Source organism: Sphaerisporangium sp. NPDC049002, from assembly GCF_040649355.1.
Lineage (GTDB): Bacteria > Actinomycetota > Actinomycetes > Streptosporangiales > Streptosporangiaceae > Sphaerisporangium.
The window spans coordinates 36,014-59,935 of sequence record NZ_JBEZFH010000019.1 but is presented as its reverse complement, the minus strand read 5'-3'; the positions used below and the strand labels follow the sequence as shown (position 1 = coordinate 59,935).

Annotated in this window: 16 protein-coding genes and 2 pseudogenes; 11 read left to right on the top strand and 7 right to left on the bottom strand. The window is 71.3% G+C overall.

Going from position 1 to position 23,922, the window contains the following annotated elements; translation table 11 throughout:
* Window positions 1-132 precede the first annotated feature (132 nt).
* Complete coding sequence (locus AB0B89_RS07035; protein WP_358549331.1) at window positions 133-3,036, bottom strand: glycoside hydrolase family 48 protein; 2,904 nt, start codon at window positions 3,034-3,036, stop codon at window positions 133-135.
* Between the two features lie 474 nt (window positions 3,037-3,510).
* Here AB0B89_RS07035 and AB0B89_RS07030 point away from each other — a divergent pair, with 474 nt between their 5' ends.
* Entirely contained in the window at window positions 3,511-3,762 is a 252-nt protein-coding gene (locus tag AB0B89_RS07030; RefSeq protein ID WP_358549329.1) for a DUF6158 family protein, read from the top strand.
* Window positions 3,763-3,949: 187 nt separating this feature from the next.
* On the opposite strand, the gene AB0B89_RS07025 is transcribed toward AB0B89_RS07030, so the two are convergent.
* Window positions 3,950-5,269, bottom strand: a complete 1,320-nt coding sequence (locus AB0B89_RS07025; RefSeq protein ID WP_358549326.1) for an ice-binding family protein — start codon at window positions 5,267-5,269, stop codon at window positions 3,950-3,952.
* Window positions 5,270-5,623: 354 nt separating this feature from the next.
* Entirely contained in the window at window positions 5,624-7,219 is a 1,596-nt protein-coding gene (locus tag AB0B89_RS07020; RefSeq protein ID WP_358549323.1) for a cellulase family glycosylhydrolase, read from the bottom strand.
* Between the two features lie 448 nt (window positions 7,220-7,667).
* Here AB0B89_RS07020 and AB0B89_RS07015 point away from each other — a divergent pair, with 448 nt between their 5' ends.
* The gene (locus AB0B89_RS07015; RefSeq protein WP_358549321.1) at window positions 7,668-10,121 is read left to right on the top strand and encodes a glycoside hydrolase family 9 protein; all 2,454 of its coding nucleotides are present in this window, start codon (window positions 7,668-7,670) and stop codon (window positions 10,119-10,121) included.
* Window positions 10,122-10,186: 65 nt separating this feature from the next.
* On the opposite strand, the gene AB0B89_RS07010 is transcribed toward AB0B89_RS07015, so the two are convergent.
* Entirely contained in the window at window positions 10,187-10,843 is a 657-nt protein-coding gene (locus tag AB0B89_RS07010; RefSeq protein ID WP_358549318.1) for a ThuA domain-containing protein, read from the bottom strand.
* 121 nt (window positions 10,844-10,964) lie between these two features.
* On the opposite strand from AB0B89_RS07010, the gene AB0B89_RS07005 reads away from it, so the two are divergent.
* Window positions 10,965-12,026: an LLM class flavin-dependent oxidoreductase gene (locus tag AB0B89_RS07005; protein WP_358549316.1), complete on the top strand. Its 1,062-nt coding sequence runs from the start codon at window positions 10,965-10,967 to the stop codon at window positions 12,024-12,026.
* A 19-nt stretch (window positions 12,027-12,045) separates the two neighbouring features.
* Window positions 12,046-13,656 carry an AMP-binding protein gene (locus AB0B89_RS07000; RefSeq protein WP_358549313.1) on the top strand — a complete coding sequence of 537 codons (1,611 nt, stop codon included), beginning with the start codon at window positions 12,046-12,048 and terminating at the stop codon, window positions 13,654-13,656.
* A 36-nt stretch (window positions 13,657-13,692) separates the two neighbouring features.
* On the opposite strand, the gene AB0B89_RS06995 is transcribed toward AB0B89_RS07000, so the two are convergent.
* A complete protein-coding gene (locus AB0B89_RS06995; RefSeq protein WP_358549310.1) occupies window positions 13,693-14,628 on the bottom strand; it encodes a cyclase family protein in 936 nt (311 codons plus the stop codon).
* A 31-nt stretch (window positions 14,629-14,659) separates the two neighbouring features.
* Between AB0B89_RS06995 and AB0B89_RS06990 the strand changes: the two genes are divergently transcribed.
* Entirely contained in the window at window positions 14,660-15,865 is a 1,206-nt protein-coding gene (locus AB0B89_RS06990; RefSeq protein WP_358549308.1) for a serine hydrolase domain-containing protein, read from the top strand.
* Window positions 15,866-15,897: 32 nt separating this feature from the next.
* Here the strand turns inward: AB0B89_RS06990 and AB0B89_RS06985 are convergent, their stop codons facing one another.
* Complete coding sequence (locus AB0B89_RS06985) at window positions 15,898-16,638, bottom strand: SDR family NAD(P)-dependent oxidoreductase (protein WP_358549338.1); 741 nt, start codon at window positions 16,636-16,638, stop codon at window positions 15,898-15,900.
* A gap of 276 nt (window positions 16,639-16,914) precedes the next feature.
* On the opposite strand from AB0B89_RS06985, the pseudogene AB0B89_RS06980 reads away from it, so the two are divergent.
* Window positions 16,915-17,646, top strand: a pseudogene (locus tag AB0B89_RS06980) (serine/threonine-protein kinase); the annotation flags it as partial.
* Between the two features lie 1,415 nt (window positions 17,647-19,061).
* On the opposite strand, the gene AB0B89_RS06975 reads toward AB0B89_RS06980, so the two are convergent.
* Entirely contained in the window at window positions 19,062-19,202 is a 141-nt protein-coding gene (locus tag AB0B89_RS06975) for a hypothetical protein (RefSeq protein WP_358549336.1), read from the bottom strand.
* Here AB0B89_RS06975 and AB0B89_RS06970 point away from each other — a divergent pair.
* From AB0B89_RS06970 to AB0B89_RS06950, 5 genes and pseudogenes are all read left to right on the top strand, one after another.
* Window positions 19,162-19,296, top strand: a pseudogene (locus tag AB0B89_RS06970) (PT domain-containing protein); the annotation flags it as partial. The gene AB0B89_RS06975 and the pseudogene AB0B89_RS06970 overlap by 41 nt on opposite strands.
* Window positions 19,297-19,417: 121 nt before the next feature.
* Window positions 19,418-19,783, top strand: a complete 366-nt coding sequence (locus tag AB0B89_RS06965) for a Zn-ribbon domain-containing OB-fold protein (protein ID WP_358549305.1) — start codon at window positions 19,418-19,420, stop codon at window positions 19,781-19,783.
* Window positions 19,780-20,133 carry a VOC family protein gene (locus AB0B89_RS06960; protein ID WP_358549303.1) on the top strand — a complete coding sequence of 118 codons (354 nt, stop codon included), beginning with the start codon at window positions 19,780-19,782 and terminating at the stop codon, window positions 20,131-20,133. The genes AB0B89_RS06965 and AB0B89_RS06960 overlap by 4 nt, the downstream gene beginning before the upstream one ends.
* A gap of 71 nt (window positions 20,134-20,204) precedes the next feature.
* Window positions 20,205-21,794 (top strand): class I adenylate-forming enzyme family protein, encoded by a 1,590-nt coding sequence (locus tag AB0B89_RS06955; RefSeq protein WP_358549300.1) that lies wholly within the window; start codon window positions 20,205-20,207, stop codon window positions 21,792-21,794.
* Window positions 21,795-21,852: 58 nt separating this feature from the next.
* Window positions 21,853-23,907 (top strand): acetate--CoA ligase family protein, encoded by a 2,055-nt coding sequence (locus AB0B89_RS06950; RefSeq protein ID WP_358549297.1) that lies wholly within the window; start codon window positions 21,853-21,855, stop codon window positions 23,905-23,907.
* Window positions 23,908-23,922 lie beyond the last annotated feature (15 nt).

The following is a 23,922-nucleotide window of genomic DNA, read 5'->3' as shown; positions in this document are numbered from 1 at the left end:
GGGTGCGGTGGGGGTCAGGCCCACCGCACCCCGCCCATCGAGAGGGTGTGGTGGCGTGTCAGGCGCCACCGCACTCCGCCCTTCAGGGGGTGCGGTGGTGTGTCAGGCACCACCGCACCCGGGCCGGTCGGATCAGGGGAAGAGCCGGCCGTACTCGGCGAGGGCGATGGCGACGTCGGCCTGCGCCCAGAACCGGTGGTAGTTGAACGTCGGGGCCGGAGCCGTGCCGTTCAGGTAGTTCTGCACCTTCGGCCAGTCCGGGTCGTTCTTGTACCAGGACCGGATGGAGATGAAGGTCGAGCTGGAGTTGATCGGGTCGCCGTTCGGCATCTTGCCGGTCCAGCCGGCCGGGATGTAGATCGGGTCGTCGAGGCGGTTGTAGTCGGCCTTGGTCTCCGGCACCGAGACGCCCTTGGCGTCCTGGTTGTTGGCCCAGATGCCGTCGAGCAGGGCCTTGGCCATGTTCTTCGCCGCCGTGTTGTTCGCCTTGGCGGCGTAGTACATCAGCACCTTGGCGTAGGCGCCCGCCACGCCGACGTCGTTGGTGTAGTCGGCGATCGTGACGTGCAGACCCGTGTTCGGCGTCGGGGGGTTGGTCCAGGTGTTCGGCTGGCCGGTCCACCGCAGCGTCGAGGGGATCTGGAAGGTGCCGTTGGCGTTCACCGTGGTGTTGGCCATGGCCCAGGCCACCCACTTGTCCAGGACGGACTTGGCGGCGGTGTTGCCCGTGGCGTAGTAGAGCTCGGCCACCCGCTCCATCGTCCACGCCTGGAAGCCGAACCACTGGTTCGACGGCGGGTCGTGGTAGACGGGCTGCCAGTCGTACGCCATGCCGTAGAAGGTCGGCGTGCCGGTCGGCGGGGCCGCGTAGTGACCCTGCCAGCTGTTGGTCGCGCCACCCGCGATGGCGCCTTCGGCGGACTGCAGCCACTGGTAGAACTCAAGCTGCCGCGTCAGGCTGGTGCTCCAGTCGGCCACGGCGGTCGCGCCCTTGGGCTTGAGCGCGTCCACGTTCGACAGGGCCCAGGCGGCGAGCGGGTTCTGGTAACCGGAGTGGTTGTGGCTGGAGCCGATGCGCCAGGCCCAGCCGGCGGAGGTGTCGGACGCGCCGCCCCAGGCGTAGTACCAGGAGAGCAGGTAGGCCGAGCTGTCCTTGCCGGTGCCCGCCGCGCAGGAGGTGCTGGTGCAGCCCTCCTTCTTGAAGTACTTGTCGTACATCGCGTAGCGGAGGTAGTCGCCCATCTTCGCGGCCTTGGCCACCGTGGCCGAGACCTGCGAGCCCTTGCCCTGCGCGGTGGCCCAGGTGTACGCCCAGTAGGCGGCCTGGACGGCGCGCGCGTCGGCGTCGGGGGCGTTGGTGTACTTCCACTGCTTGGCGTAGGAGCTGTCACCGGTGAACAGGTCCAGGTAGCCGTTCGGGCCGCCGAACTTGAAGGTGTCGCACGACGGCTGCGGCACGGTCTCGAAGACCGACTCCTCAGGCCCGCGCTGGTAGGTGTTGATGTAGGCGGGCTTGGTGGTGCCGTCGCCGCAGCGGCCGAAGCCGTAGGTGTTGTCGACGTCGAGCAGCCAGTGCATGCCGTACACGTCGCTGGTGCCGTACGCGTTCTTCAGCTCGCCCGCGATGGGGTCGACACCGACCGAGACGTTGCCGTCCAGCTTCGAGGGGTACTGCTTGATGTCGTCCCACTCACCGGCGTAGGTGGCCGGCTTGCTGGCGTTGTAGAAGGAGTTCGTCGGCTGGTCGGCCGTGGCGGGGATGATGTACTTCTCCATCGTCGCCCAGGCGTCGTTGAACCTGGTCCACGTGCCGGTGACCTGGCCGTACACCGCCTCAAGCCACAGCATGTAGCTGAACGCCTCGGAGGTCGTCTCGTGGCCCTGGTCGGGCGCCTCGACCATCAGGGTCTCGACCGAGTGGTACGGCACGCCCTGCGGTGAGAAGTACCCGTTGGCCGGGTCGTGCAGCTTGTTGTAAAGCGTGGTGAAGCGGGTGATGTACTCGTTGCCGCCGGTGGAACCGTCGTTGTCGGCCTCGGTCGCGGTGACCGAGCCGGTGGTCCATCCGGACGCCGCCGAGTTGAACGTCGCCGTGCCCGCCGTGGTGTCGGCGTCCTCGGCCGCCGCGATGGTGACGGTCTGCGCCGTGTTCCAGTTGGCGGTCGTGAACGTCAGCGAGCCGCCCGACTGCACGGTGAGGTCGGCGTCGCCGCCGCTCGCCTTCGTGGTCGTCACGGTCACGTTGGCCGTCGGGGCCTTGGAGAGCTTCACCGTGTACGTCGCGGTGCCGCCCTCGGGGACGATGATCGTGGTCGGGCTCACGACGATGGTGGAGGCCGTGGTCCCGCTCACCGTGATGCCGACCGGGGTGGACGTGGTGGCCGCGCCGGCGTTGTCGGTCGCCTTGGCGGTGAGCGAGTAGCTGCCCGCCGCGACTCCGGTCCAGCTGTAGGTGTACGGAGCGGTGGTGTCCGTGCCCAGCAGCGTGGTGCCGTTGTAGAAGTCGACCTTGGAGACCGTGCCGTCGCTGTCGGCGGCCGTCGCGGCCAGGTTGACCGTGGCGGGCGCGGTGAAGGTCTGGCCGGCGGTCGGTGAGGTCAGGCTCACGGTGGGCGGCTGGTTGACGGGGGTGCCGCCGTTGCAGGCGACGCCGTTGACCGTGAAAGCGGTCGGCTTACCGGCGTAGGTGCCGGTGTAGGAGCCGTTGAAGCCGATGTCCGTCGACTGGCCGTTGCCGAGGGCGCCGTTCCAGCTCAGGCTCTTGGCCGTCACGTTCTGGCCACTCTGTGTCCAGTCGGCGCTCCACCCCTGGGAGACCTTCTCGTTCCCGGGGAGGGTGAAGGTCAGGGTCCAGTTGGTCCAGGCGTCGCCCTTGTTGGTGACCTTGAGGCTGGCGCCGAAGCCGCCGCCACCCCAGTTGTTGTCGACATAGTCGACCGTGCAGGCTACGGCCGCGGAAGCCGGTACGGAGGCCAGGACGGTGAAGAGGCCGGCCGCCAGGCTGGTCAGCGCGACCCACACGCCACGTCTTTTCATCCGTGAACGTGGGAGCGCTCCCGCCCCTAACGATGATGTTGACATTCTGGACGTACTCCAAAGTGATGAAAGGCGATGGATGGTACAGAAGTTGGCGCAGCGTCGGTCTCGTACCGGGTGAGGATGGTGGTGTGATATGGGAGCGCTCCCACATCGGATTCTGGTGAGTACGACAAAGATGTCAATGACGTGTCAGGCAGATTTCAGCCCGTGGACACGCCTGGCCTCGCCAGCCTGCCCGTTCTTACGCGGGCCTTAGGCCTGGCGCCCGTCCGCTCCTGAAACTTTCAGGTCGATGATCCTCGGTCCGGGAAGCCCGCGCGGGCCCGGTCGCAGGTCGGTGGATCATGACAGGCCACCTGGTGGTGGCGGGGGAAGGACGTCCGGTGACCCCCTCCGGTTACGCAGCGAGTGTGAGATATGCCGCTTTGTCAGGAGGTGACTGATTCGGGTCCATGGGTACAAGGTGGTGTCATGAACAGAGTCGATCCGAGAAACCTGAGCGTGCGAGATCTGCGCGACGAGCTGAGAGAGCTCGAGGAGTCATGGACGGAGACGCTGCTGCGCGGTTCGGAGGACGCCCTGGACGACTTCGCGTCCCGCACGAGCGAGCTGGAGGAGGAGTTCGACCGCCGGCAGAGGGAGGACGCCCCGGCCGTGCCGGAGGAGACGGCCTCGGAGCGGACCGAGGGCGACGGCCCCGGCTCACCGCCGGCCCTCACCTGAGCCGGGCACAGGCGAATCCGAACACGAGAAAGCGGAAATCCGGGCGGCGGCGCCACGCCGGCGAAATAGCCGGGAAAAATGCCCTCGTAAGCGAGAGCCGTAACCCTCTGAGAATCACAGGCCCGGAAATGCGTGGGGCCCGTCCGGCGAAAGCGGACGGGCCCCACGGCTGTTTCAGGACCTCACGTCATCCGGTGACGCCGGCGTGCGGGCGCGGCTTGTAATAGTGGTGGTGCACGCGAGGCTTCTTGTGAGCCTTGTAATGCACCTTGTGGTGAACGGGATGGTGCCCGGACCCCGCGTGGTAGGTGGAGTGGTGCCCGCCGCCCCCGCCCTCGTGGATCACGCCGTGGAGCGTGTGCAGGGTCTGGACGGTGACGAGGCGACCGTGCTTCCTGTGATGGTGCTCCCGGTCCCCGCGATGGTTGAGGAGCGTCTTGTCAGGCTCGGCGTTCTCGGCCCCCTCCTTCGCCCCCTCCTTCGCCTTCTCCACACACTTCGGGCACGCGCTGTCGGGACCCACCCGCAGGACCAGCGGTGCCGAGTGGCTGGGGCTCAGCGTGGCCGTGCCGAGGTAGCTGGCGACGATCCGGCGCGCGCCTTCCGCCAGGTTCGGCTTGAGCGTGGCCTGCCCGCTCGCGTTGAGCGTCATCGTGCCCAGGCTGACGCCGTCGCTGGTGAAGATGACCTGGCCCGTCGGAATGGTCCCCCTGGCCGTTCTCACCGTCACGGTCAGGGTGATCGGCTTACCCTGGGACCCGGGGGTCGCGCACGACGAGGTCACGGTCGTGGTGGTGGGGATGATGGTCACAACCGGGCAGGCGGGCACGGTGATCGCGTCCGTGTCCAGGGTGACGGCGCCGTTGCGGGCAAGGACGCGGCCGTTCACGGTCACGCCGGTGGTCACGGTGATCGAGGTCAGCGCGAGGATGTTCCCGGCGAAGCTGGAGTTGGTCCCAAGAGTGGCAGAGCTGCCGACCTGCCAGAAGATGTTGCACGGCGAGGCGCCGTTGACGAGGGTCACCGTGCTCGCGGACGCGGTGACCAGCGTTGAGGCCGTCTGGAAGATGAAGACCGCGTTCGGGTCGCCTTGCGCGTCCAGCGTCAGCTTCCCGGTGATCTGGAAGGTGCCCGAGGCGGAGTTGTAGACACCGGGCGTCAGGGTGGTCCCACCCAGCTCCGTCGGCACCGTCGTGGCGGGAGTCCGCGAGGCGGCGTCGTTGTAGGCGGCGGTCAGGGAGACCTGCGCCGCGGCGGCGGCCGGGTCGCCCGCGTGCCTGGCTCCGGTGATGGTGCCGGGCGGAAAGCCGGTCACCGCCGTGCCGGGGCTGACGCCGAGATCCCCGGTGACGACCGTCGCGCCGGTGTTCGTGACCGTTGTCCCGGCCAGAACCCCGAAGGTCGAGGCCGCGCCGAGCGCGACCGGCGCGGCTTGGGCGCTCGCGGCATGCGGTGTCGCGACGACGACTCCCATCGCGACCATCGCCGGGAGAGCCGCTGCCAGCAAGGAACGGACGAAACGTCGTGGCCCGCGAGGCCGACTGGCATATTTCATAAAGCGGTCCTTTGCATTTGGTATTGCTATGTGAAAACGCATTGACGATGATGCGCCTCCGGATCCACCGTACTGACCGCCGGCGTCACCATCGTTATGCGACATGCGGAAGATTTAAATCCGGGCCCATCTGCCGATAAAAAGAAGATGTCACCCGGTGTTGGATGGCATGGGAGCTATTTAAGTGACGCGGTTTTTGTCCCGCGCGCGACATAAAGTTGGCTTTGGACGTGAAACGAGGGCGTGCCGGTTCTGGCACGCCCTCGTCGGCGTCGGCGGGCCCGCTGGGCCCGGGGGGGACCCGGGTTACGAGCAGATGATGTTCGACGGGCCGGGAGTGGAGGGTCCGTTGGCGGTGAAGCCCACGACGACCGACTGGCCGGGGGCGAGGCTCGCCGCGTAGGTCGGGGCCTTCGCCGTGAAGGTGGTGCCGCTCTGGGTGACCGTGGCGTTCCAGCCGCTGCCGAGGGTCACCCCGGACGGCATCGTCCAGCTCACGGACCAGTTGTTCCAGGTCGCGGTGCCGTTGTTCTTCACGGTGAGCCCGGCCTGGAACCCGCCCGACCAGGAGTTCGTCACCGCGTACGTCGTCCCGCAGGTGGTGGAGGTCGGGGTCGGGGTCGGGGTCGCCGAGGGTGAGGGCGAGGGGCTGCCGCCCCCGCCGCCGCCCGCGGGCGGGATGAGGTACGGCTGCAGGATGCTCTGCTTGGCCTGGTCGACGGTCGTCCAGTCGTCCTTCAGGATGCCGCCGGTGTCACCGGAGTTCGGGTTCCAGGACCAGTAGGTGAAGGACATGCCGTTCACGCCGGTGCCGGTGTACTTCATCAGCTCCTGGAGCCACACCTTGTCGATGTTGCTGGCCAGCGTGGTGCCGAACTCGCCGATCATGATGGGCGCGATGTTCTGCTTGTACAGGTAGCCCCAGAACTGGTCCCAGATGGCGGGCATGTTCGCCGGGTACGCCGGGTCGTCGAACCACGCCTGGTGGTAGACCGAGGTCGCGTACTCGTGGGGCGAGTAGACGAGCCGGTTGGCCACGTTCAGCCGCACCGGGAAGGCCCCGGCCTTGGAGAGGTTGCCGCCCCACCAGCCGCAGGGCTCGTCGGGGATGTTGTCCCAGGTGTTGGCGTTGCCACCGCTCGGGCAGCTCACGCCCTCCACGAAGATGAGCCAGTTGGGCTGCACCGACAGGATGGCGTTCCCGGCGCGCTCGGCTGCGAGCCGCCAGTCGCGGGCGGTGTCGCCGCAGCCCCAGCAGGAGCCGGTGCTCTGCGGTTCCGTGCCGTCGGCGTGCGGCTCGTTGTGCAGGTCGGCGCCGATGACGGTGGTGTTGCCGGCGTAGTGCTGCGCGAGCGACTTCCAGTCGTTGATCCACGTGGTCTCGGGGACCGCCGAGGTGTACCAGAGCGCGGTCTGCCCTGCCGAGGTGGGCCGGTGGCGGTCGAGGATGATGCGCATCCCCTTGCTCCCGGAGTACTCCACGACCTTGTCGAGGATCTGGATGGGCGACAGCCCGACGAGATCGGGGTTGGAGTAGGTGTTCACGCTGGTCGCGACCGCGCCGGGCTTGATGGCGTCGTCGGAGAACGGCACTCGGATGGTGTTGTAGCCGAGGCTCGCCATGAGGTCGAGCTGGCTCTTCCAGGGGTTGTTCGCCCACAGCCCGTGGAAGGTCTTGTTATCGGTTTCCATGCCGAACCAGTTGATGCCGGTCAGCCGGACGGTGGCGCCGGTGCTGTCGACGATCTTGTTGCCGCTGGTGTGGAGATAGCCCGTGCCGGTGCCGCCCGCCGCCTGGGCGGGGGCCGAGCCGAGCGTGACCGCCAGCGCGGTGGTGGCGGCGGTGGTCGCGACCACGGTGAGCGCGGCCTGCCACCTCCTGCCGCTCCATGGAGATTTCATCGGGTGCCCTTCATCAATGAGGCGAGGCGCGACGGCACCGCCGGGGGGCGTGGTGGTCGCGACCGGATGCGGCCGGGGTCGCCGGCCGGTGGCCGGACATGCCGGGCCGCGCTGTGCGACCGGGCCGTGCTCGTCATGCTTCGGCGCACTTTTCCGGCACGTCAACCGTGAGTGGAACCGTTCCCGCTATGACCTGCGCGGGCGTATGTAACTTTCATGCCGGGCGCCCGCGGCGGGGGGAAGGCCGTGAAACTTTCAGACCGCGCCGGCGGCCGGCCGCCGGGCACCCCGAAAGTTCTCCGTGGTCAAGGGATCGCCCGTCCTGCGGGCGCCTTCGTTCGCACCGGCGCCGCCCTTGTGGGAGCCGGGGACTTTCCCGAGTCTGGGAGCGCTCCCACCGGTCCCCCGGTCGGGATCGCCCCCCTCACATCCGCTGGGAGATGAACCTGTGAGACCTCATCCGCGCCGCCCCGGCCGCCGTCCCTGGTCCGGCCTGGCCGGCGCCGTGACCGCGCTGCTGGTCGCCGCCTCCGGAGTCACGGCGACCGCCTCACCTGCCCTCGCCGCGGGCTCCCAGGTCAAGGTCAACCAGGTCGCGTACGTGCCCGGCGTGCCCAAGCGCGCCACCCTCGTGACCACCCAGGGCACGCCGTCCACCTGGACCCTGAGGAACTCCTCGGGGATGGCGGTCGCCACCGGCCAGACCACCGTCAAGGGAGCCGACGCGGACTCGGGCGACACCGCCCAGCTGATCGACTTCTCGTCGTACGACACGCCGGGCACCGGCTACACCCTGTCGGTCGGCTCGGAGACGAGCTATCCCTTCGACATCTCGGCCGACCCGATCAAGAAGCTCCGGTACGACTCGCTCGCCTTCTTCTACCACCAGCGGAGCGGCATCCCCATCGAGGCCGCCTACGTGGGCGGCACGTACGCCCGTCCGGCGGGGCACCTGAACGTCGCGCCGAACCAGGGCGACAACAACGTCGGCTGCCTGTCGAGCTGTGGGTACACCCTCGACGTGCGCGGCGGCTGGTACGACGCGGGCGACCAGGGCAAGTACGTCGTCAACGGCGGCATCGCCGCGTGGCAGCTCGTGGACGAGTACGAGCGCGCGAAGGCACTGGGCGACGCGACGGCCCTCGGAGACGGCAAGCTGGCCATCCCCGAGCGCGCGAACGGGGTGCCCGACATCCTCGACGAGGCCCGCTGGGAGGTCGCCTTCCTGCTGAAGATGCAGGTGCCGGACGGCAGGGCGAACGCGGGCATGGCCTTCCACAAGATCCACGACGACCAATGGACCTCCCTCGGCACCGCCCCCGACCAGGACGGCCAGCCGCGTCACCTCCACCCGGTCAGCACCGCGGCGACCCTCAACCTCGCCGCGGTGGCGGGCCAGTGCGCGCGCGTGTGGAAGACCGTGGACGCGGCGTTCGCCGCCACCTGTCTCACCGCGGCCGAGAAGGCCTACGCGGCGGCCAAGGCCAACCCGGCCGTGTACGCGCCGGCCACCGACAGCACCGGCGGCGGCGCCTACGACGACAGGAGCGTCACCGACGAGTTCTACTGGGCGGCGGCCGAGCTGTACGCCACCACAGGCAAGGACGCCTACAAGACGGACCTGACCGGCTCGTCGCTGTACAAGGGCAGGAGCTTCAACGCCAGGGGCTTCGACTGGGGATCGGTCGGGGCGCTCGGCGACATCACGCTCGCCATCGTGCCCAACGGCCTGCCCGTCGCGGACGTCGCGGCCATCAAGTCGGCCCTCACCTCGACGGCCGACACCCTGCTGGCCCAGATGAACGGCCAGGCCTACCCCGCGCCGTACCGCGAGACCGACGGCACCTACGTCTGGGGTTCCAACGGCCTGATCGCCAACAACGGCATGGTCCTCGGGCTGGCGTACGACCTCACCCAGCAGGCGAAGTACAAGAACGGCGTCTTCGACACGGTGAACTACCTTCTCGGGCGCAACCCGCTGAACCAGTCGTACGTGGCGGGGTACGGCGAGCAGGCGGTGCAGAACGTGCACCACCGGTTCTGGGCCCACCAGTTGAACGCCTCCCGGCCGACCGCGCCCCCCGGAGCGATCTCCGGTGGCCCGAACAGCGGCCTGCAGGACCCGGTGGCGGCGTCCCGGCTCGCCGGATGCAAGCCCCAGAAGTGCTACGTCGACGACATCGAGGCCTATTCGGTCAACGAGGTGGCGGTCAACTGGCAGTCGGCCTTCGCCTGGCTGGCGAACTGGGCGGCGGAGAAGTCCGGGACCACGACCACCCCGCCGGGCGACACCCCGCCGACCGCGCCCGGCACCCCGGTGGCGAGCGGCGTCACCAAGAACGGCGCCACGCTGACCTGGACGCCGGCCACCGACGACAACGGCGTGGCCAGGTACGACGTGCTGCGCGTGCAGGGCGGCACCGCGACGACCGCGGGTTCGACCGCGACGACCACGCTGACGCTCACGGGCCTGACCCCCGCCACGGCGTACACGTTCGCGGTCGTGGCACTCGACACGGCCGGGCAGGTCGGGCCGAGGTCGGGAACGGTCACGGTGACGACGTTGCCCGACACCGGCGGCACCGCCGCCTGCAAGGTGACCTACAAGGCGAACAGCTGGGGCGGTGGTTTCACCGGCGACGTCGCGATAGCCAACACCGGGACCTCAGCCTGGTCGTCGTGGACGCTGAAGTTCACGTTCCCCGGCAACCAGAAGATCACCCAGGGCTGGTCGGCCAATTGGACGCAGAGCGGCGCCGACGTGACGGCGACGAACCTGTCATGGAACGGATCTCTGGCTCCCGGGCAGTCCACGTCGGCCGGATTCAACGGGTCCTACAGCGGGACCAACACCCCTCCGGCGGCCTTCACGGTCAACGGATCCACCTGTGCGATCGGGTAGATCATAGTCAGGACCCCGTAGTCAAGGACCGGGCGGGCGACCGGCCGGTCCGTCGTCCCAGGCCGTCAGGCGCGCTCCAGCAGCCAGCGGGCTGCACGCTGGAGCAACGTGCGGTGCGCGGGGCTCTCGTACGACCGCGCGTCGTGGCCGAGCGCGTCGTACACCAGCCGTCCCCGCCCCGCCGTGCGCGCCCACAGCAGCGGCTGCCCGAGCGAGGACGCCAGGGGCCGCACGCCGGCGCGCACGTCGAGGTCGCTGTAGACCTCGTCGACCAGCTCGAAGTCGTCCAGGCCGTCCACGATCGGATGGCCGCCGTGGACCTTGACCCGCGCCGGGCCGAGCGGTGGATGGTGGGAGACGCCCCAGGTCCACGACGCTCCCAGCATTCGCCGCCACGCGGGCCAGTCGTCGAAGCAGATCGCCGCCGCGTGCAACGCCAGAACCCCGCCTCCCCTGTCGAGGTGGCGGAGCAGCGCCGCCCGCGCCTCGGGCGGCAGCTCGAAGGACGACCCGCCCTCCTCCACCGACCATCCTCCGTCGCCGCAGCAGCGCAGCGCGTTGACGGTGATGAGCGAGAAGTCGCGGCCGCCGCCCAGCGCTCCCGCGATGTCCTCGGTGATCTCGGACTCGACGCCCACCTCGGAGAGCACGCCCGCGAGGGCCCCGGAGGTCACGGGGAAGTCGTGCGCCACGCCCCCGGAGAGGATCAGGTTCGTCGCCACGGGGACAGCTCATCACGAAGGCGCCACGCCCGCCAACCTGATACGCTCACCAAGCGAGCGCTTGGTTCACGCACGGGCACGACGACAGGGCATGTGGAGACGACCGCCAGGGGTACCGCCGATGAAGTTCTCGACCTTCCACCTCTTCCACCGGTTCGACGGCCAGAGCTTCAAGGACGTCTACGACTACCACCTGAGGCTGGTGGAGCTCGCCGAGGAGCTGGGCTTCCACGGGGTGCGACTGGCCGAGCACCACTTCCGCGACTACGGGGTGGTGCCGAACCTGTTCACGATGCTCGCGCACCTCGCCGCGCGCACCACCCGCCTGCGCCTCGGCACCGGCATCGTGGTGCTTCCCCTGCACAACCCCGTCCACGTCGCGGAGGAGGCGGCGCAGGTGGACGTCCTGTCCGGCGGCAGGCTCGACCTCGGCATCGGGCGCGGCTACCAGAGCTTCGAGTTCGAGGGGTTCGGGGTCGACCTGGCCGAGGCCCGCGACCGGTTCAACGAGTCGCTGGAGATGATCCTCGGCCTGTGGGGCAACGAGACCTACCAGCACGTGGGCAAGTTCTACAGGACCGGCGCCGAGGTGTCGCTGGTGCCGCGGCCGGCGCAGCTGCCGCACCCGCCCGTCCACGTGGCGGCCGTGTCGCCCGAGACGGTGACCATGTACGCCGAGCGCGGCCTTCCGATCCTCGCCGACCCCGCGGCGCCGTTCCACAAGATCGCCAAGGCGGCGGAGACGTGGCGGGCGACCGCGCGGGGGGCCGGGCACGACGTCGAGGCGGCCGAGCTGGTCGTGGCGCGCAGCGTGTACGTCGCGCCGACCGCCGAGCGTGCCCGCGAGGACCAGGCGAGGTTCGAGAAGATGTTCGACCGCGCCCGCATCTTCAACGAGAAGAGCGCGCCCATCGACGCCCGCACCGGCAAGGCGGCCCAGGGGTTCGAGTACTACCAGGACCGCTACCTCAAGGGCGGCTCGGTCAGCAACGAGTTCCGGTGGGAGCAGTTGGAGGTGATCGGCGACCCCGAGCGGGTGATCGGCCAGATCCGGATGCTTCAGGACTTCGGCTTCAGCGACCTCATGTGCGACTTCGGCAGCACGAGGCCGATTCCCATCGACGAGATGGAGAGCGTGATGCGGTTCTTCGCCGCCGAGGTCATGCCCGCGTTCCAGGATTGACCCCCGCCCAGGAGGCGCGATGAGCACCGTCCCCCACCCGGTCCCTCTCCCTGTCCCCCATCCCGTCCCTCTCCCCGGCCCCCGCCCCGTCCCCCACCCCGTCCCCGCGGACGTCCACCGGCTGACCCTGGCCGACGTCCTCGCCGAGCACGCCCGCAGCCGCCCTCACGTGACCGCGGTGGTCGACGGGGACGTGCGTCTTCGGTACCCGCGGCTCGCCGAGCGCGTGGAACGGCTGGCCGGCGCGCTCGCCGCCGAGGGGGTGGGCGCGGGAGACCGGGTGCTCTGGCTCGGCCGGAACTCCTGCCGCGTCCTCGAACTCCTGCTCGCGGCGGGCCGGCTCGGAGCGGTCTTCTGCCCGGCCAACTGGCGGCAGTCGCCCGACGAGCTGGCCTTCGTGCTCGCCGATCTCACCCCGAAGGTCGTCGTCTGGGAGCGGTCCGAGGCGATCGAGTCCGTACGGTCCGGGGCGGCCGAGTCCGTACGGTCCGGGGCGGCGAGGTGGCTGCTCTCGGGGGAGGAGTACGAGCGCTTCCTGGCGGGCGGCGACCCCGGCGCCACGGGGGAAGGCCCGTCCGGCGACGCGGCCCCGGTCCTCGCGCTCTACACCGCCGCGTTCGACGGCCGGCCGAACGCGGCCCTGCTCAGCCATGCCGCGCTCGTCGCGCACGCGGCGTCCCTGCTGCACGTGCGCCAGATGGAGCCCGGCTTCACCTTCCTCAACAGCGGGCCGCTGTTCCACGTGGGCACGATGATGTTCTGCCTGGCCACCCTGCTGGCCGGCGGCACGAACGTCTTCACCCCCGCCTTCGACGCCGAGGAGGTGTGCCGGCTCGTCGACGCCGAGGCGTGTACGCAGGCGTTCCTGTTCGGCCAGATGATCGACGCCGTGGTGGCGGCCAACGCCGGGGGCAAGTACGACCTCCGGTCCCTCTCCTTCGTCTCGCACTCGCCGGAGTGGGACGCCATGATCACGGTGTCCGACACCCCGTGGTGCCGGTCCAAGATGGGCGGGTACGGCCAGACCGAGGTCGGCGGGATGCTGACGTTCCTCGGCCTCGCCCCGGGAGCGGCCGGGTTCGCCGGCCGTCCCTCACCGCTGGTCCAGGTGCGCCTGCTCGGCGAGTCCGGCGAGGAGGTGCCGCCCGGCGAGGTCGGGGAGATCTGCGCGCGCGGCAAGTCGATCTTCTCCGGGTACTTCAACCGGCCCGAGCTGAACGAGAGGAAGTTCAGGGGAGGCTGGCACCACACCGGCGACCTCGGCCGCAGGGAGCCCGACGGCACGCTGACCTTCGTCGGGCCGAAGCTCCGCATGATCAAGTCGGGCAACGAGAACATCTACCCCGCCGAGGTCGAGCGCGCCCTCAAGTCGCACCCCGCGGTCGCCGACGCCGCCGTCATCGGCGTCCCCGACGACCGGTGGAGGCAGGCGGTGAAGGCCGTCGTCGTGCTCAGGCCGGACGCCCGGGCGGACGCCGAGGCCCTCACCGAGCACGTTCGCGGCCTGCTCGCCTCGTACAAGAAGCCGAGCCGCGTCGAGTTCGCCGAGTCCATTCCGAAGAAGGGCTTCACCCCCGACTACGACGCCCTGGACGCGCGCTACGGCGGCGGCGCCTACCCCGGCGCCTGACCCGGCGACCGGCCCCGCGACCCGAGTGGACCCGCCTCAGAGGACCGCCAGCGGGTTGATCGGGCTCCCCGTACCTCCCTCGATCTTCAGCGGGGCCGCGATGAACACGAAGTGCCGCCTCGTAGCGGTGGACCCGGCATCCGCGAGGGCGTCCGCCAGGTCTTCGAGCCAGAGCATCTCGGCCAGGTGGATGCCGTGCCGCCACAGGAAGATCATGTGCAGGTCGTCGTCCAGCCCCTCGTCGGCGAGCTGGCGGGCGTTGAGGCCGCCGATCGCGGCGTTGTCCGAGGCCACCAGCGCGACGTCGCGGGACGCGAGCCACCGCCCGCCGTCCCCCGCCAGGCCCGGCTGCCCCGACCAGTACTCCTCGCGCGACCTCTCCCACACCAGCGGCCATCCGGTGCGCAGGACGGCGACGTCGCCGGGCCGTACATCGGGGGCCATCTCCTCCAGCAGGTCGCCCGTCACGCGGAAGCCGACGGGCAGGTGGTCGAGGCCAAGGTGGCGGGGCACGTCGAAGAGCACCCCGCGCGCGACCACGCCCCCCACGGTCTCGATGCCGCAGCGCGCGGCGCCGTACGACCTGACGCGCGCGGCGGGATGCCCGTTGTACAGCGCCTCCCCCGACCACATGTGGCACAGGGCGTCCATGTGCGTCGTGGTGCCGTGGTGGGTGACGATCAGCGCGTCGTCGGCCATCCGCAGCCCGGCGCCGATCGCCCTGGCCCCGGCCGCGTAGTCGCCGCCGTCGACCGACATGAAATGCTGTGGCAGCGGCCGTCCCCTGAGATGGGGCACGGTCGCCGGCGCGGGCGAGGAGGTGGCGCCCCTGATGGGCATCGACAGGCTGATCACCTGGCCGGTGGACGCGGTGGCGAGCGCTTCGAGCACGGCGGCGGGGGTCAGAAAGTTGAGGGTGCCCCGCTGATCGTCTGGGCCGAAACGCCCCCAGTTGTTAGGCTCGGTAGCCAAGCAAGCGCTTCCTTTCTGATGGAGGTCCGGAATGACCGCTCACGGCGACTGCGACCCCCGCTTCGCCCGGGTGCGCGAGGTCTTCGAAGGCCACTTCGCCAAGGGCGAGGAGCTGGGCGCGGCCTTCGCCGTCCACCTCGACGGCGAGCCCGTCGTGGACCTGTGGGACGGCGTGGCCGACCGGCACACGGGACGGCCGTGGGAGCGTGACACCCCCGCGCTGGCCTGGTCGTGTACCAAGGCGGTCACCGCCACCGCGCTCCACGTCCTCGCCGAGCGCGGGCTGGTCGACGTACGAGGACCGGTCGCCGAGGTGTGGCCCGAGTTCGCCGCGAACGGCAAGGAGAAGGTCACCGTCGAGCACCTTCTCACCCACCAGTCGGGACTCCCGGTGATCGAGCGGGAGGTCCCGGTCGAGGAGTTCGAGGACCAGCCCGCGATCGCCGACCGGCTCGCGGGCCAGGCCCCGATCTGGGAGCCGGGCACCGCGCATGGTTACCACGCCCTGACCTACGGATTCCTGGTCGGCGAGGTGATCCGCCGCGTCTCCGGCAAGAGCGTGGGCCGGTTCGTCGCCGACGAGATCGCCGGGCCGCGCGGGCTCGACCTCTGGGTGGGGGCCCCCGACGACGTCGCCGCCCGCGCCGCCCGCCTGTCCGGCACGCGAACCGGCGGCGAGGCGGCCGAGGGCGCGACGGGCACGCGCACCCCGGCCGAACTGCCAGGAACGGGCCCCGGCGACCCGCTGTACGAGATCGCGAAGGCCTCGCTCGACAAGGACAGCCTGATGAACCGGGCCATGGGCAACCCGAGCCCCGGCAAGCTGAAGGGCGGCGCCAACCACCCGGTGATCCTGCGGGCGGGCTGGCCGGCGATGGGCGTCGTCACGACGGCGCGCGGGCTCGCCGGGTTCTACCGCGACCTGGTGGCGGGCGACATCATCAAGCCCGAGACCCTCGACGACGCCGTACGGCAGAGGGTGGGCGGGCCCGACCGGGTGATGTTCGTCGACAGCGCCTTCGGCCTCGGCTACATGCGTCCCTCGCTGACCTTCCTCACCCCGCCCAAGGGCGCCGAGACGGCCTTCGGCCACAACGGGCTCGGCGGGTTCCTCGGGCTCGGGGACGTGCGTCACGGGCTCGCGATGGGCTACACCATGAACAAGATGGCGAACAGCGTCAGCGGCAACCTCCGCGCCTACCGCCTGGCCGAGGCCGTCTACGACGCCCTCCCCTGACAGGAAGTCCGGCGGCGGCGGGGCGGCGGCGTTCACTGCATCGTGATTCCGCCGCTGACCGACAGGGTCTGGCCGGTGATGTAGGCCGCCCGCTCGGTGCACAGATACGCGACCAGCCCGGCGACGTCGGCGGGGGCTCCTAGGCGCCGCAGCGGTATGCCCCTGGCGATCTTGTCGACCAGGCCCGGCCTCTCGGCGTCCACCCTGCGGAGCATCGGGGTGTCGGTGGGCCCCGGGCAGACGACGTTGCTCGTCACCGCGCCGCGCGCCGCCTCCCTGGCCAGGGTCTTCGCCAGCCCGAACAGCCCCGCCTTGGTGGCGGCGTAGGCCCCCTCGCCGCCCGACCCGGCCCGCGCCCCGTCGGAGGAGATGAAGATCAGCCTGCCCCACGAGCGGGAGAGCATCCCCGGGAGCAGCAGCCGCGTGAGCAGCATGGGCGCCCGCAGGTTGACCGCCCACATCAGCTCCCACCCGGCCGGATCGCTGATCACGAACGGCTCCACGATGGACACCCCGGCGTTGTGCACGACGATGTCCACCGGCCCGACGCCCTCGCAGAACTCGCCGATGTCCTCGGGGTCGGACAGGTCGACCCTCATGGCGACCGCGAGGGCCGGCAGTCCTCGGGCGACCTCACGGGCGGCGGCCTCGTCCAGGTCGGCCACCACCACCCGGGCTCCGAGCGAGGCCAGGTCGGCGCAGATGGCCGATCCGATGGCGCCCGCTCCCCCCGTCACCACGGCGGTACGCCCGTCCAGGCACATGCCCTCCATCACCCGGCGAATCCTATCTACCTAGCACTTGCTTGGCCAGCAGATGGCGGCCCGGCCCAGACCGATGCGAGATCGATCGGCACGATATTTCCCCTTTGACCGAGCATTTGCTTGGTTTGGCGAAATACAGGCTAATACCTTGACATATGCTGAATCGGCATACCTTCCGTAATCGAATCGTCACACTGATGATCTACCAATGCCGTGACAATCGGCGTATCGGGTGAGACCTTCGTCTGGGGATACGGGAGCATCATCACCTCCGAGGGGAAAACGATGAACGCCTGGTCCGTTCCGGGATACCGGGAAGAACGTGTGCTCGGCTCCGGAGGGAGCGGCCGGGTCGTCCTCGCGACCTACAGCGGCACCGGCGCCCACGTGGCGATCAAGTACCTCAGCGACGAGCTCAGGGCCGACCCCCACTTCCTCGCCGCGTTCCGCGAAGAGGCCCGCACGATGGTCGAGATCGGCGACCCGAACGTCGTTCGCTTCTACGAGTACGTCGAGAGCCCCCTCGGCGCGGCCATCGTCATGGAGCTCGTCGACGGGGTCTCGCTCCGCAAGATCCTCCACGAGAACGGCTCCACCAGCCCCGAGGCCGCGCTGGTCGTGCTGAAGGGCTCGCTCCTCGGCCTGTCGGCCGCGCACACGAATGGCATCGTCCACCGCGACTACAAGCCCGAGAACGTCCTGGTCCAGGCCGATGGGTTCAGCAAGCTCGCGGACTTCGGCATCGCGACCCCCGCCGGCCGGCCGGGCGTGCCCTCGGGCACGCCGCCCTACATGGCGCCCGAGCAGTGGAACGGCGCCCCCGCGAGCCCCGAGACCGACGTTTACGCCGCCACCTGCGTCTTCTTCGAGTGCCTGACCGGGCACAGGCCGTACCGCGCCGACCACGTGGCGGCCCTCAGGCACCAGCACCAGACCGCGCCGATCCCCGTGGAGGACGTGCCCGGCTCGGTGCGCTCCCTGGTGGCCCGCGGCCTCGCGAAGAACCCCGCCGACCGTCCCGCGACGGCGAGGGCCTTCATCGGCGAGCTGGAGATCGCGGCGATCGCGGCCTACGGGCCCGAGTGGGAGGAGCGAGGCCGTCGCCACCTGGCCGAGCTGGCGGCCCTGCTCGCGCTGTTCTTCCCCCTGGCGGAGCCGGCGCCGCAGGCGAGCACCAGCCTGGCTCAGACCGTGCTGCGCAGGCCGCTGCGCCAGACCTCCCGCGTGCTGATCGGGAGCGGCATCGTGGTGGCCGGCGTGGTGATCGCCGTGCTCGCCGCCCACCGCCACTCCACCGTGCGCGACGTCGCCCTGACGACCTCCCCCAAGCCGACGGTGCAGGCGGGACTCGGTGACCCCACCGGCGACCCGGCGAAGCCGCTGACGAAGAGGCCGGCGACGGCGAGCCCCGGTCCGTCGGTCTCCGTGACGCCGAAGTCGTCCCAGGTCGTCCCCGTGACGCCGGCGACCCCGCAGGGCAGCCCCCCGGCGAGCTCCGGGCCCGGCTCCGATCCCACGACCACGCCGACGCCCACGCCGACCCCCTCCCCCACGCCGACGCCCACTCCCACGCCCACCGCGCTCTCGGTGAGCGATCTGACGGTCGTCGCGTTCGACGGGAAGACTGCCACGGTGCGGGTACGGACCTCGGCCCCGCGCGACGTCACCCTCACCGCGCGGTTCGCCCAGGGGGCCTCCCCCTCCAAGCTCATCGCGGGCGCCCCGAAGACCCTGGTCCTCACGGGCTCCACCTCCTACACCCGGCCGATCGACGCGGGGTTCGCACCGCCCGCCTGCGGCCAGACCGTCTACCGGCAGGTCACCGTGTCGACCACGCCCGCGGCGGCGGACGGGTCCGGCGAGAGCAAGGTCGTCACGGTGAAGGGCGACCCGTGCCCGCCGCCCTCGGTCGGCGAGGTGTCCGTCGACTGGAACGGCCGCACCGCCGAGGTCGGCGTACGGGCCGGCGGGCCGGGGCCGGTGCGCGTGACCGCGGAGTTCACCCGCAGGGACGGCGAGGGCTCCGCCAAGGTGGTGGACCGCGCGAGCCGCACCCTCACGGGCGACACCTCCTACAAGCTCTCGCTGCGCGGCGCCCTCGGCGAGGTCCCGTGCGGCACGACCGCCTCCTTCGGGGCGAGGGTGACCACGGAGCCCGCCGCGGCCAACGGGACCCAGTTCAAGGAGGTCCGGGTCTCCGGGCCCAGGTGCGCGCCGCCGACGGTCTCGATCACCTCCTGGGACGGCGGCACGCTCACGGTCCGGGTCAAGAACGCGACGGCCGACCCGGTGAAGCTCTCGGCCTCCTTCGAGCAGGCCCTGACCGTGGGCGAGCGCACCGTGACCCGCACGGCCTCCCGGCAGGCCACGCTGTCGGGGGACACGGCCTACGACCGGGTCTACACGGTGCGGTTCGCGACTCCCGCGTGCGGTTACAGCGACGTCAGGCGGGTCACGGTGAACGTCGGTTCCGCGCTCGGCACGGCGAGCGACAGCGCGAGGTCGGCCCGCAAGGGCGACCCCTGCGCCGAGCCGACCAGGGAGCCGACCAGGGAACCGACCAAGGAGCCCACCCAGGAGCCGACCAGGGAACCCACGAGGGAGCCCACCCAGGAGCCGTCGCCGGACCCGTCCGGCGACCAGGGCGACGGCCCCGTCCTCACCTGACCTGCGGTCACGCGCCTCCCTGGCCTCGCCCGGCCGGGAGGCGCCCCGCCCCTGGACCACTGGACCACCGCCGGCGTCGGCCCCTTGTCACTCAACCAAGCGTGCGCTAGCTTGGCTTGCGATGACCGGTGACGCCTCGCCCTACTGGGACGCCTGCCGCCGCCACGAGCTGGTGGTCCAGGCCTGCGCGGCCTGTGGCGGGCGCGTGCATCCGCCCGCCGCCGAGTGCCCTCACTGCGGGTCGGCCGGCCTCTCCTTCGCGCCCGTCTCCGGTGAGGCCGTCGTGCACACGTTCACGGTCGTGCACCGCAGCTTCGTCCCGGCGTTCCAGGGGCGCGAGCCGTACGTGCTGGCCTGGGTCGACCTCCCCGAGGGCGCGCGCGTGTTCGGGCGGATCGTGGACTGCGCACCCGAGCGGGTGCGCGTCGGCATGCCCGTCCGGCTTACTTTCGATCAAGACGATCTACCCCAGTGGAGGCCAGCGTGAGCACGCACGCCCAGAAGCTCGGCAACGTTCTGATCCCCGTAAGCGACCTGGACAAGGCCGTCACCTTCTACACAGAGGCCCTCGGCCTGACGCTGAAGTTCCGGGACGGCGACCGCTTCGCCGCACTGGACGCGGGAGGCGTCACGATCGCGCTCGCCGCCCCGGCCGAGCAGGTCGCGGGATCCGCCACCGCGCCGTCGTACAAGGTCGGCGACGTCGCCGAGGCCGTGCGCGACCTCACGGCGTCGGGGGCCGAACTGGTCAGCGGCCCCGAGGCCGGCCCGCACGAGATCAGGGCCGTGCTGCGCGACCCCTCCGGTAACGTCCTGGTCCTCTATTCGTCTCTCTGACCCGTATTCATCTCTGGATCCGAGCCGCCCACCTCCGAGCACGAGCGTTATCACCTTGTGGAGGCCGTCCCATGGCGCGACCGCATGGCACCCCCTACGGCAACTACGGATACGCCCTGCTCACCGCGAACGCGCAGCGCACCCCGGACAGGGTCGCGCTGACCTACTGCGGTGAGCAGAACTTCACCTACGACCAGCTGAACCGGGTGGTCAACCAGCGCGCCCACGCGCTCCGCGCGTCCGGGATCGGGGCGGGCCTGCGGGTCGCCGTGCTGCTCAACGAGACGCTGAAGGTCGCCGAGGTGTATCTCGCGCAGGCCAAGCTGGGCGCGCTGACCTCGGCGCTCAACCCGTACTGGCCCGTGGAGACGCTGCGGGACGTGGTCGCGCACTCCGAGTGCACGGCGTTCGTGTACGACGCGACGGTGGAGCAGGTGGTCGCGCGGATCCGGCCGGAGCTACCGGGCGTGACCACCTGGATCAAGGTGGGCGGCCCCTCCGGCCATCCCGGCGTGGCCGACCTCGACGCGCTCACCGCAGGCGCCTCCGAGGACGAGCCCGAGCTGGGCGGGTTCTGGGACGACCCGCTCGCGCTCTACTACACCTCCGGGACGACCGGCCTGCCGAAGGCCGTCGTCCACACGCACGCCTCCTCGCTGGCCACGGCGCAGATCTGGCTGGACGTGCCGCGCGACCCCGGGTCGGTCTTCGGCACCGGCGCGATCATCTGGGGCATCGGCTTCCCCGCGATCGTCGGGCCCGCCCTCTACACCGGCATGCGCCTGGTGCTTGAGCAGGACTGGGGCCCGGCCAACTTCCTGCGGGTGGTCCCGAGGGAGCGGGTCACGCACGTCTCGCAGATCCCCTCCTTCTACGCCGCGCTGCTCGGCGCCGACGACCACGCGGGCGCCGACCTGTCGACGCTCCGGGTGATCATGCTGGGTGGCGAGCCGCTGACCCCCGCGCTGCTGGCCCGCATGAAGGAGCGGCTGCCGGACGCGAGCGTCTACAGCTACTACGGCCAGACCGAGGCGCCGTACACCTGCTTCGGCCGGGTGGACGACGGCGGCGCCCCGCTCGGCTCGTCCGGCCGCGCGAGGACGGGCTGCGCCGTACGGGTCACGGGACCGGACGGCGCGCGCGTCGTGGGCCGGGCCGGCGAGATCAACCTCGCGGGCCCGCACCGCATGACCGGCTACGACAAGCTCCCGGAGAGGACCGCCGAGGTGCTGCGCGACGGCTGGTACGTCGGCGGCGACCTCGGGATCATCTCCGAGGACGGCGTCCTGACCGTGCTCGGCCGCCGGGAGGACGCCATCCTCAAGGGCGGTCAGTGGAGCCAGCCCGCCACCGTGGAGGAGGCGGCCGTCGCCGTGGACGAGGTGGCCGAGGCGGGCGCGGTGGGCGTGCCCGCCCACGCCGAGGGCCGGGACGCGGCGCCGCAGAGGATCCTCCTGGCGGTGGTGGCCAGGGCCGGGCACTCCCTGGACGCGGAGAAGCTCGCCGCCACCCTGGCCGAGAGGCTTCCCGAGCACCAGCGGCCCGACCACATCGTGGTCGCGGGCGAGCTGCCGCACTTCCAGGACGCCTCGGGCGGGCCCGGCAAGCTGCTGCGCCGGGAGATCCGCGAACGCTACCAGCACCTCGTGGACCAGGCGTGATCCCTGAGCACGAGGTCAAGGCCCTGCTGCGCGGCGTCGGCGTGGCCGTCCCCGTGGGGTGACGGCCACCGGTCCGCGGGAGATCGCCGAGGCCGCGCGGGGGCTCGCTCCCCCGCTGGTCCTGAAGGCCCACGGCCCCGGCCTGACGCACAAGTCGGACGCGGGAGCCGTGCGGCTGGGGCTGGGGTCGGCGGCGGAGGCGGCGGGCGCGGCCGGCGAGATGCGCGAGCACCTGGCCGCGCACGGGATCACGCCGGACGGGTTCCTCGTGGAGGAGCAGGCGGCCCCCGGCGTGGAACTGATCGTCGGGCTGGTCCGCGATCCCGGCTTCGGGCCCGTGGTACTCGCCGGGCTCGGCGGGGTGTGGACCGAGGTGCTGCGGGACACCGCCCTGCGGCTCTGCCCGATCGACGAGGCGGGCGCGCGCGAGATGCTGGCGTCGCTGCGGGGCCGTCCCCTGCTCTCCGGCCACCGGGGCGCCCCGGCCGTGGCCATGGACTCCCTTGCCGCACTCCTGGTACGGCTGGGCGGCGCCGGCGGGCTCTGGGAGGATCTCGACCTCGGCGAGTTCGAGCTGAACCCGGTGATCGCCTCCGCGGGCGGGGTGGTGGCCGTGGACGCGCGGTACATCCCTGACGGCCACGGCGGACCGGACGCGCGGCCGGAGGGTCCGGGCGCGCCCGCCGACTTCACCGCGCTCTTCGAGCCGGGGAAGGTCGCGGTGGTCGGCGCGTCCACCACGCGGCCGGGCTTCGGCAACATGTTCCTGGAGTTCTACAAGCTCACGGGCGTCCCCGTCGTCGCGGTTCACCCGCAGGCGGACGAGATCGCCGGCGTGCCCGCCGTGCGGACGGTGGCGGACACGGGCGCCGACTACGCCCTGGTCGCCGTGCCCGCCGCGCGCTGCGCCGAGGTCGTACGGCAGGCGAAGGGCATCCCCTTCGTCCAGGTGATGAGCGGCGGGTTCGGCGAGCTGGGCCGTCCTGACCTGGAGGAGGAGCTCACCGGCGCCGCCCGCGAGGCGGGGACGCGCCTGCTCGGCCCCAACTGCATGGGCGTGTACAGCCCGCGCGGCGGGCAGACGTTCGTCGGCGGGCCGCAGGGACCGCCGGGGAGCGTGGCCGTCATCTCCCAGAGCGGCGGCCTGGCCGGAGAGGTCATCAAGGTCGGCGAGCGTCGCGGGCTGGCGTTCAGCCGGGTCGTGACCGTGGGCAACTCCGCCGACGTCACCCCCGCCGAACTGCTGCGCTGGCTCGCGACCGACCCCGAGACCTCGGCCGCCGGGCTGTACCTGGAGGATCCGCGCGGCGGCCGGGCGCTGTTCGAGGCGCTGATGGCGGTGCGCGGGCGGATGCCGGTGGCGATGCTCGTCGGGGGCCGCAGCGCGCAGGGCCGGCGCGCCGCCGCCTCCCACACCGGGGGCCTCGCCGGGGACGGCCGCGTGTGGCGGGCCGTCGCCGACCAGACCGGGGCGACGCTGGTGAACTGCCAGGACGACCTGATCGGCACGCTGGCCTTCTTCCAGGCCCACGCGGCGCGCGCCGTGCCGGGCGACCCGGAGGTGCTGGTCATCGGGGCGAGCGGCGGGGCGAACGTGCTGGCGGCGGACGTCCTCGACGGGGCGGGGCTCGCGCTCGGCCCGCTCCCTGATCAGGCGCGGGAGGCTCTCACCGCTCTCGGCGCCGGGGTGGGAAGCTCCCTGGCGAACCCCCTGGAGATCCCCGTCGGGCCCCGGGCCCCGGCCGGGCTGGTCAAGGAGGCGATCGGCGCGATCGTGGCGCGGCGGCCGTACCCGGATGTGGTGGCGCACGTGAACGTGCAGAGCTTCTTCACCTACGGCGACGCCGCCGAGCCGCTCTACGCCTACGCGCGGCACCTCGCCGAGGCCCAGGCCCTGCTGCCCGGCACCCGGGTGACGCTCGTGGCCCGCAACGGGGAGTGCGCCCCGCCGGGCGTCGAGGACGAGGTACGGGCCATCGTCTCGGCCGCCGGCGTCCCCGTGTACCGCTCCGTGGAGGCGGCGGCCGTCGCCGTGGCGGCGGGCAAGCGGTTCGCGCGCGCCCGTACCGGCGGCCCGTCCCCGGCCAGCGGCGGGGCGGCCATCGAGACCTGAACCGCCTGCGTCCGG

Bases quoted from the DNA above. Each gene is read 5' to 3' on its own strand.
- AB0B89_RS07005 (WP_358549316.1), top strand. From the start codon at position 10,965: ATGAAGTTCTCGACCTTCCACCTCTTCCACCGGTTCGACGGCCAGAGC.
- AB0B89_RS07000 (WP_358549313.1), top strand. From the start codon at position 12,046: ATGAGCACCGTCCCCCACCCGGTCCCTCTCCCTGTCCCCCATCCCGTC.
- AB0B89_RS06965 (WP_358549305.1), top strand. From the start codon at position 19,418: ATGACCGGTGACGCCTCGCCCTACTGGGACGCCTGCCGCCGCCACGAG.
- AB0B89_RS07020 (WP_358549323.1), bottom strand. From the start codon at position 7,219: ATGAAATCTCCATGGAGCGGCAGGAGGTGGCAGGCCGCGCTCACCGTG.
- AB0B89_RS06955 (WP_358549300.1), top strand. From the start codon at position 20,205: ATGGCGCGACCGCATGGCACCCCCTACGGCAACTACGGATACGCCCTG.
- AB0B89_RS06990 (WP_358549308.1), top strand. From the start codon at position 14,660: ATGACCGCTCACGGCGACTGCGACCCCCGCTTCGCCCGGGTGCGCGAG.
- AB0B89_RS06985 (WP_358549338.1), bottom strand. From the start codon at position 16,638: ATGGAGGGCATGTGCCTGGACGGGCGTACCGCCGTGGTGACGGGGGGA.
- AB0B89_RS07035 (WP_358549331.1), bottom strand. From the start codon at position 3,036: ATGAAAAGACGTGGCGTGTGGGTCGCGCTGACCAGCCTGGCGGCCGGC.
- AB0B89_RS07030 (WP_358549329.1), top strand. From the start codon at position 3,511: ATGAACAGAGTCGATCCGAGAAACCTGAGCGTGCGAGATCTGCGCGAC.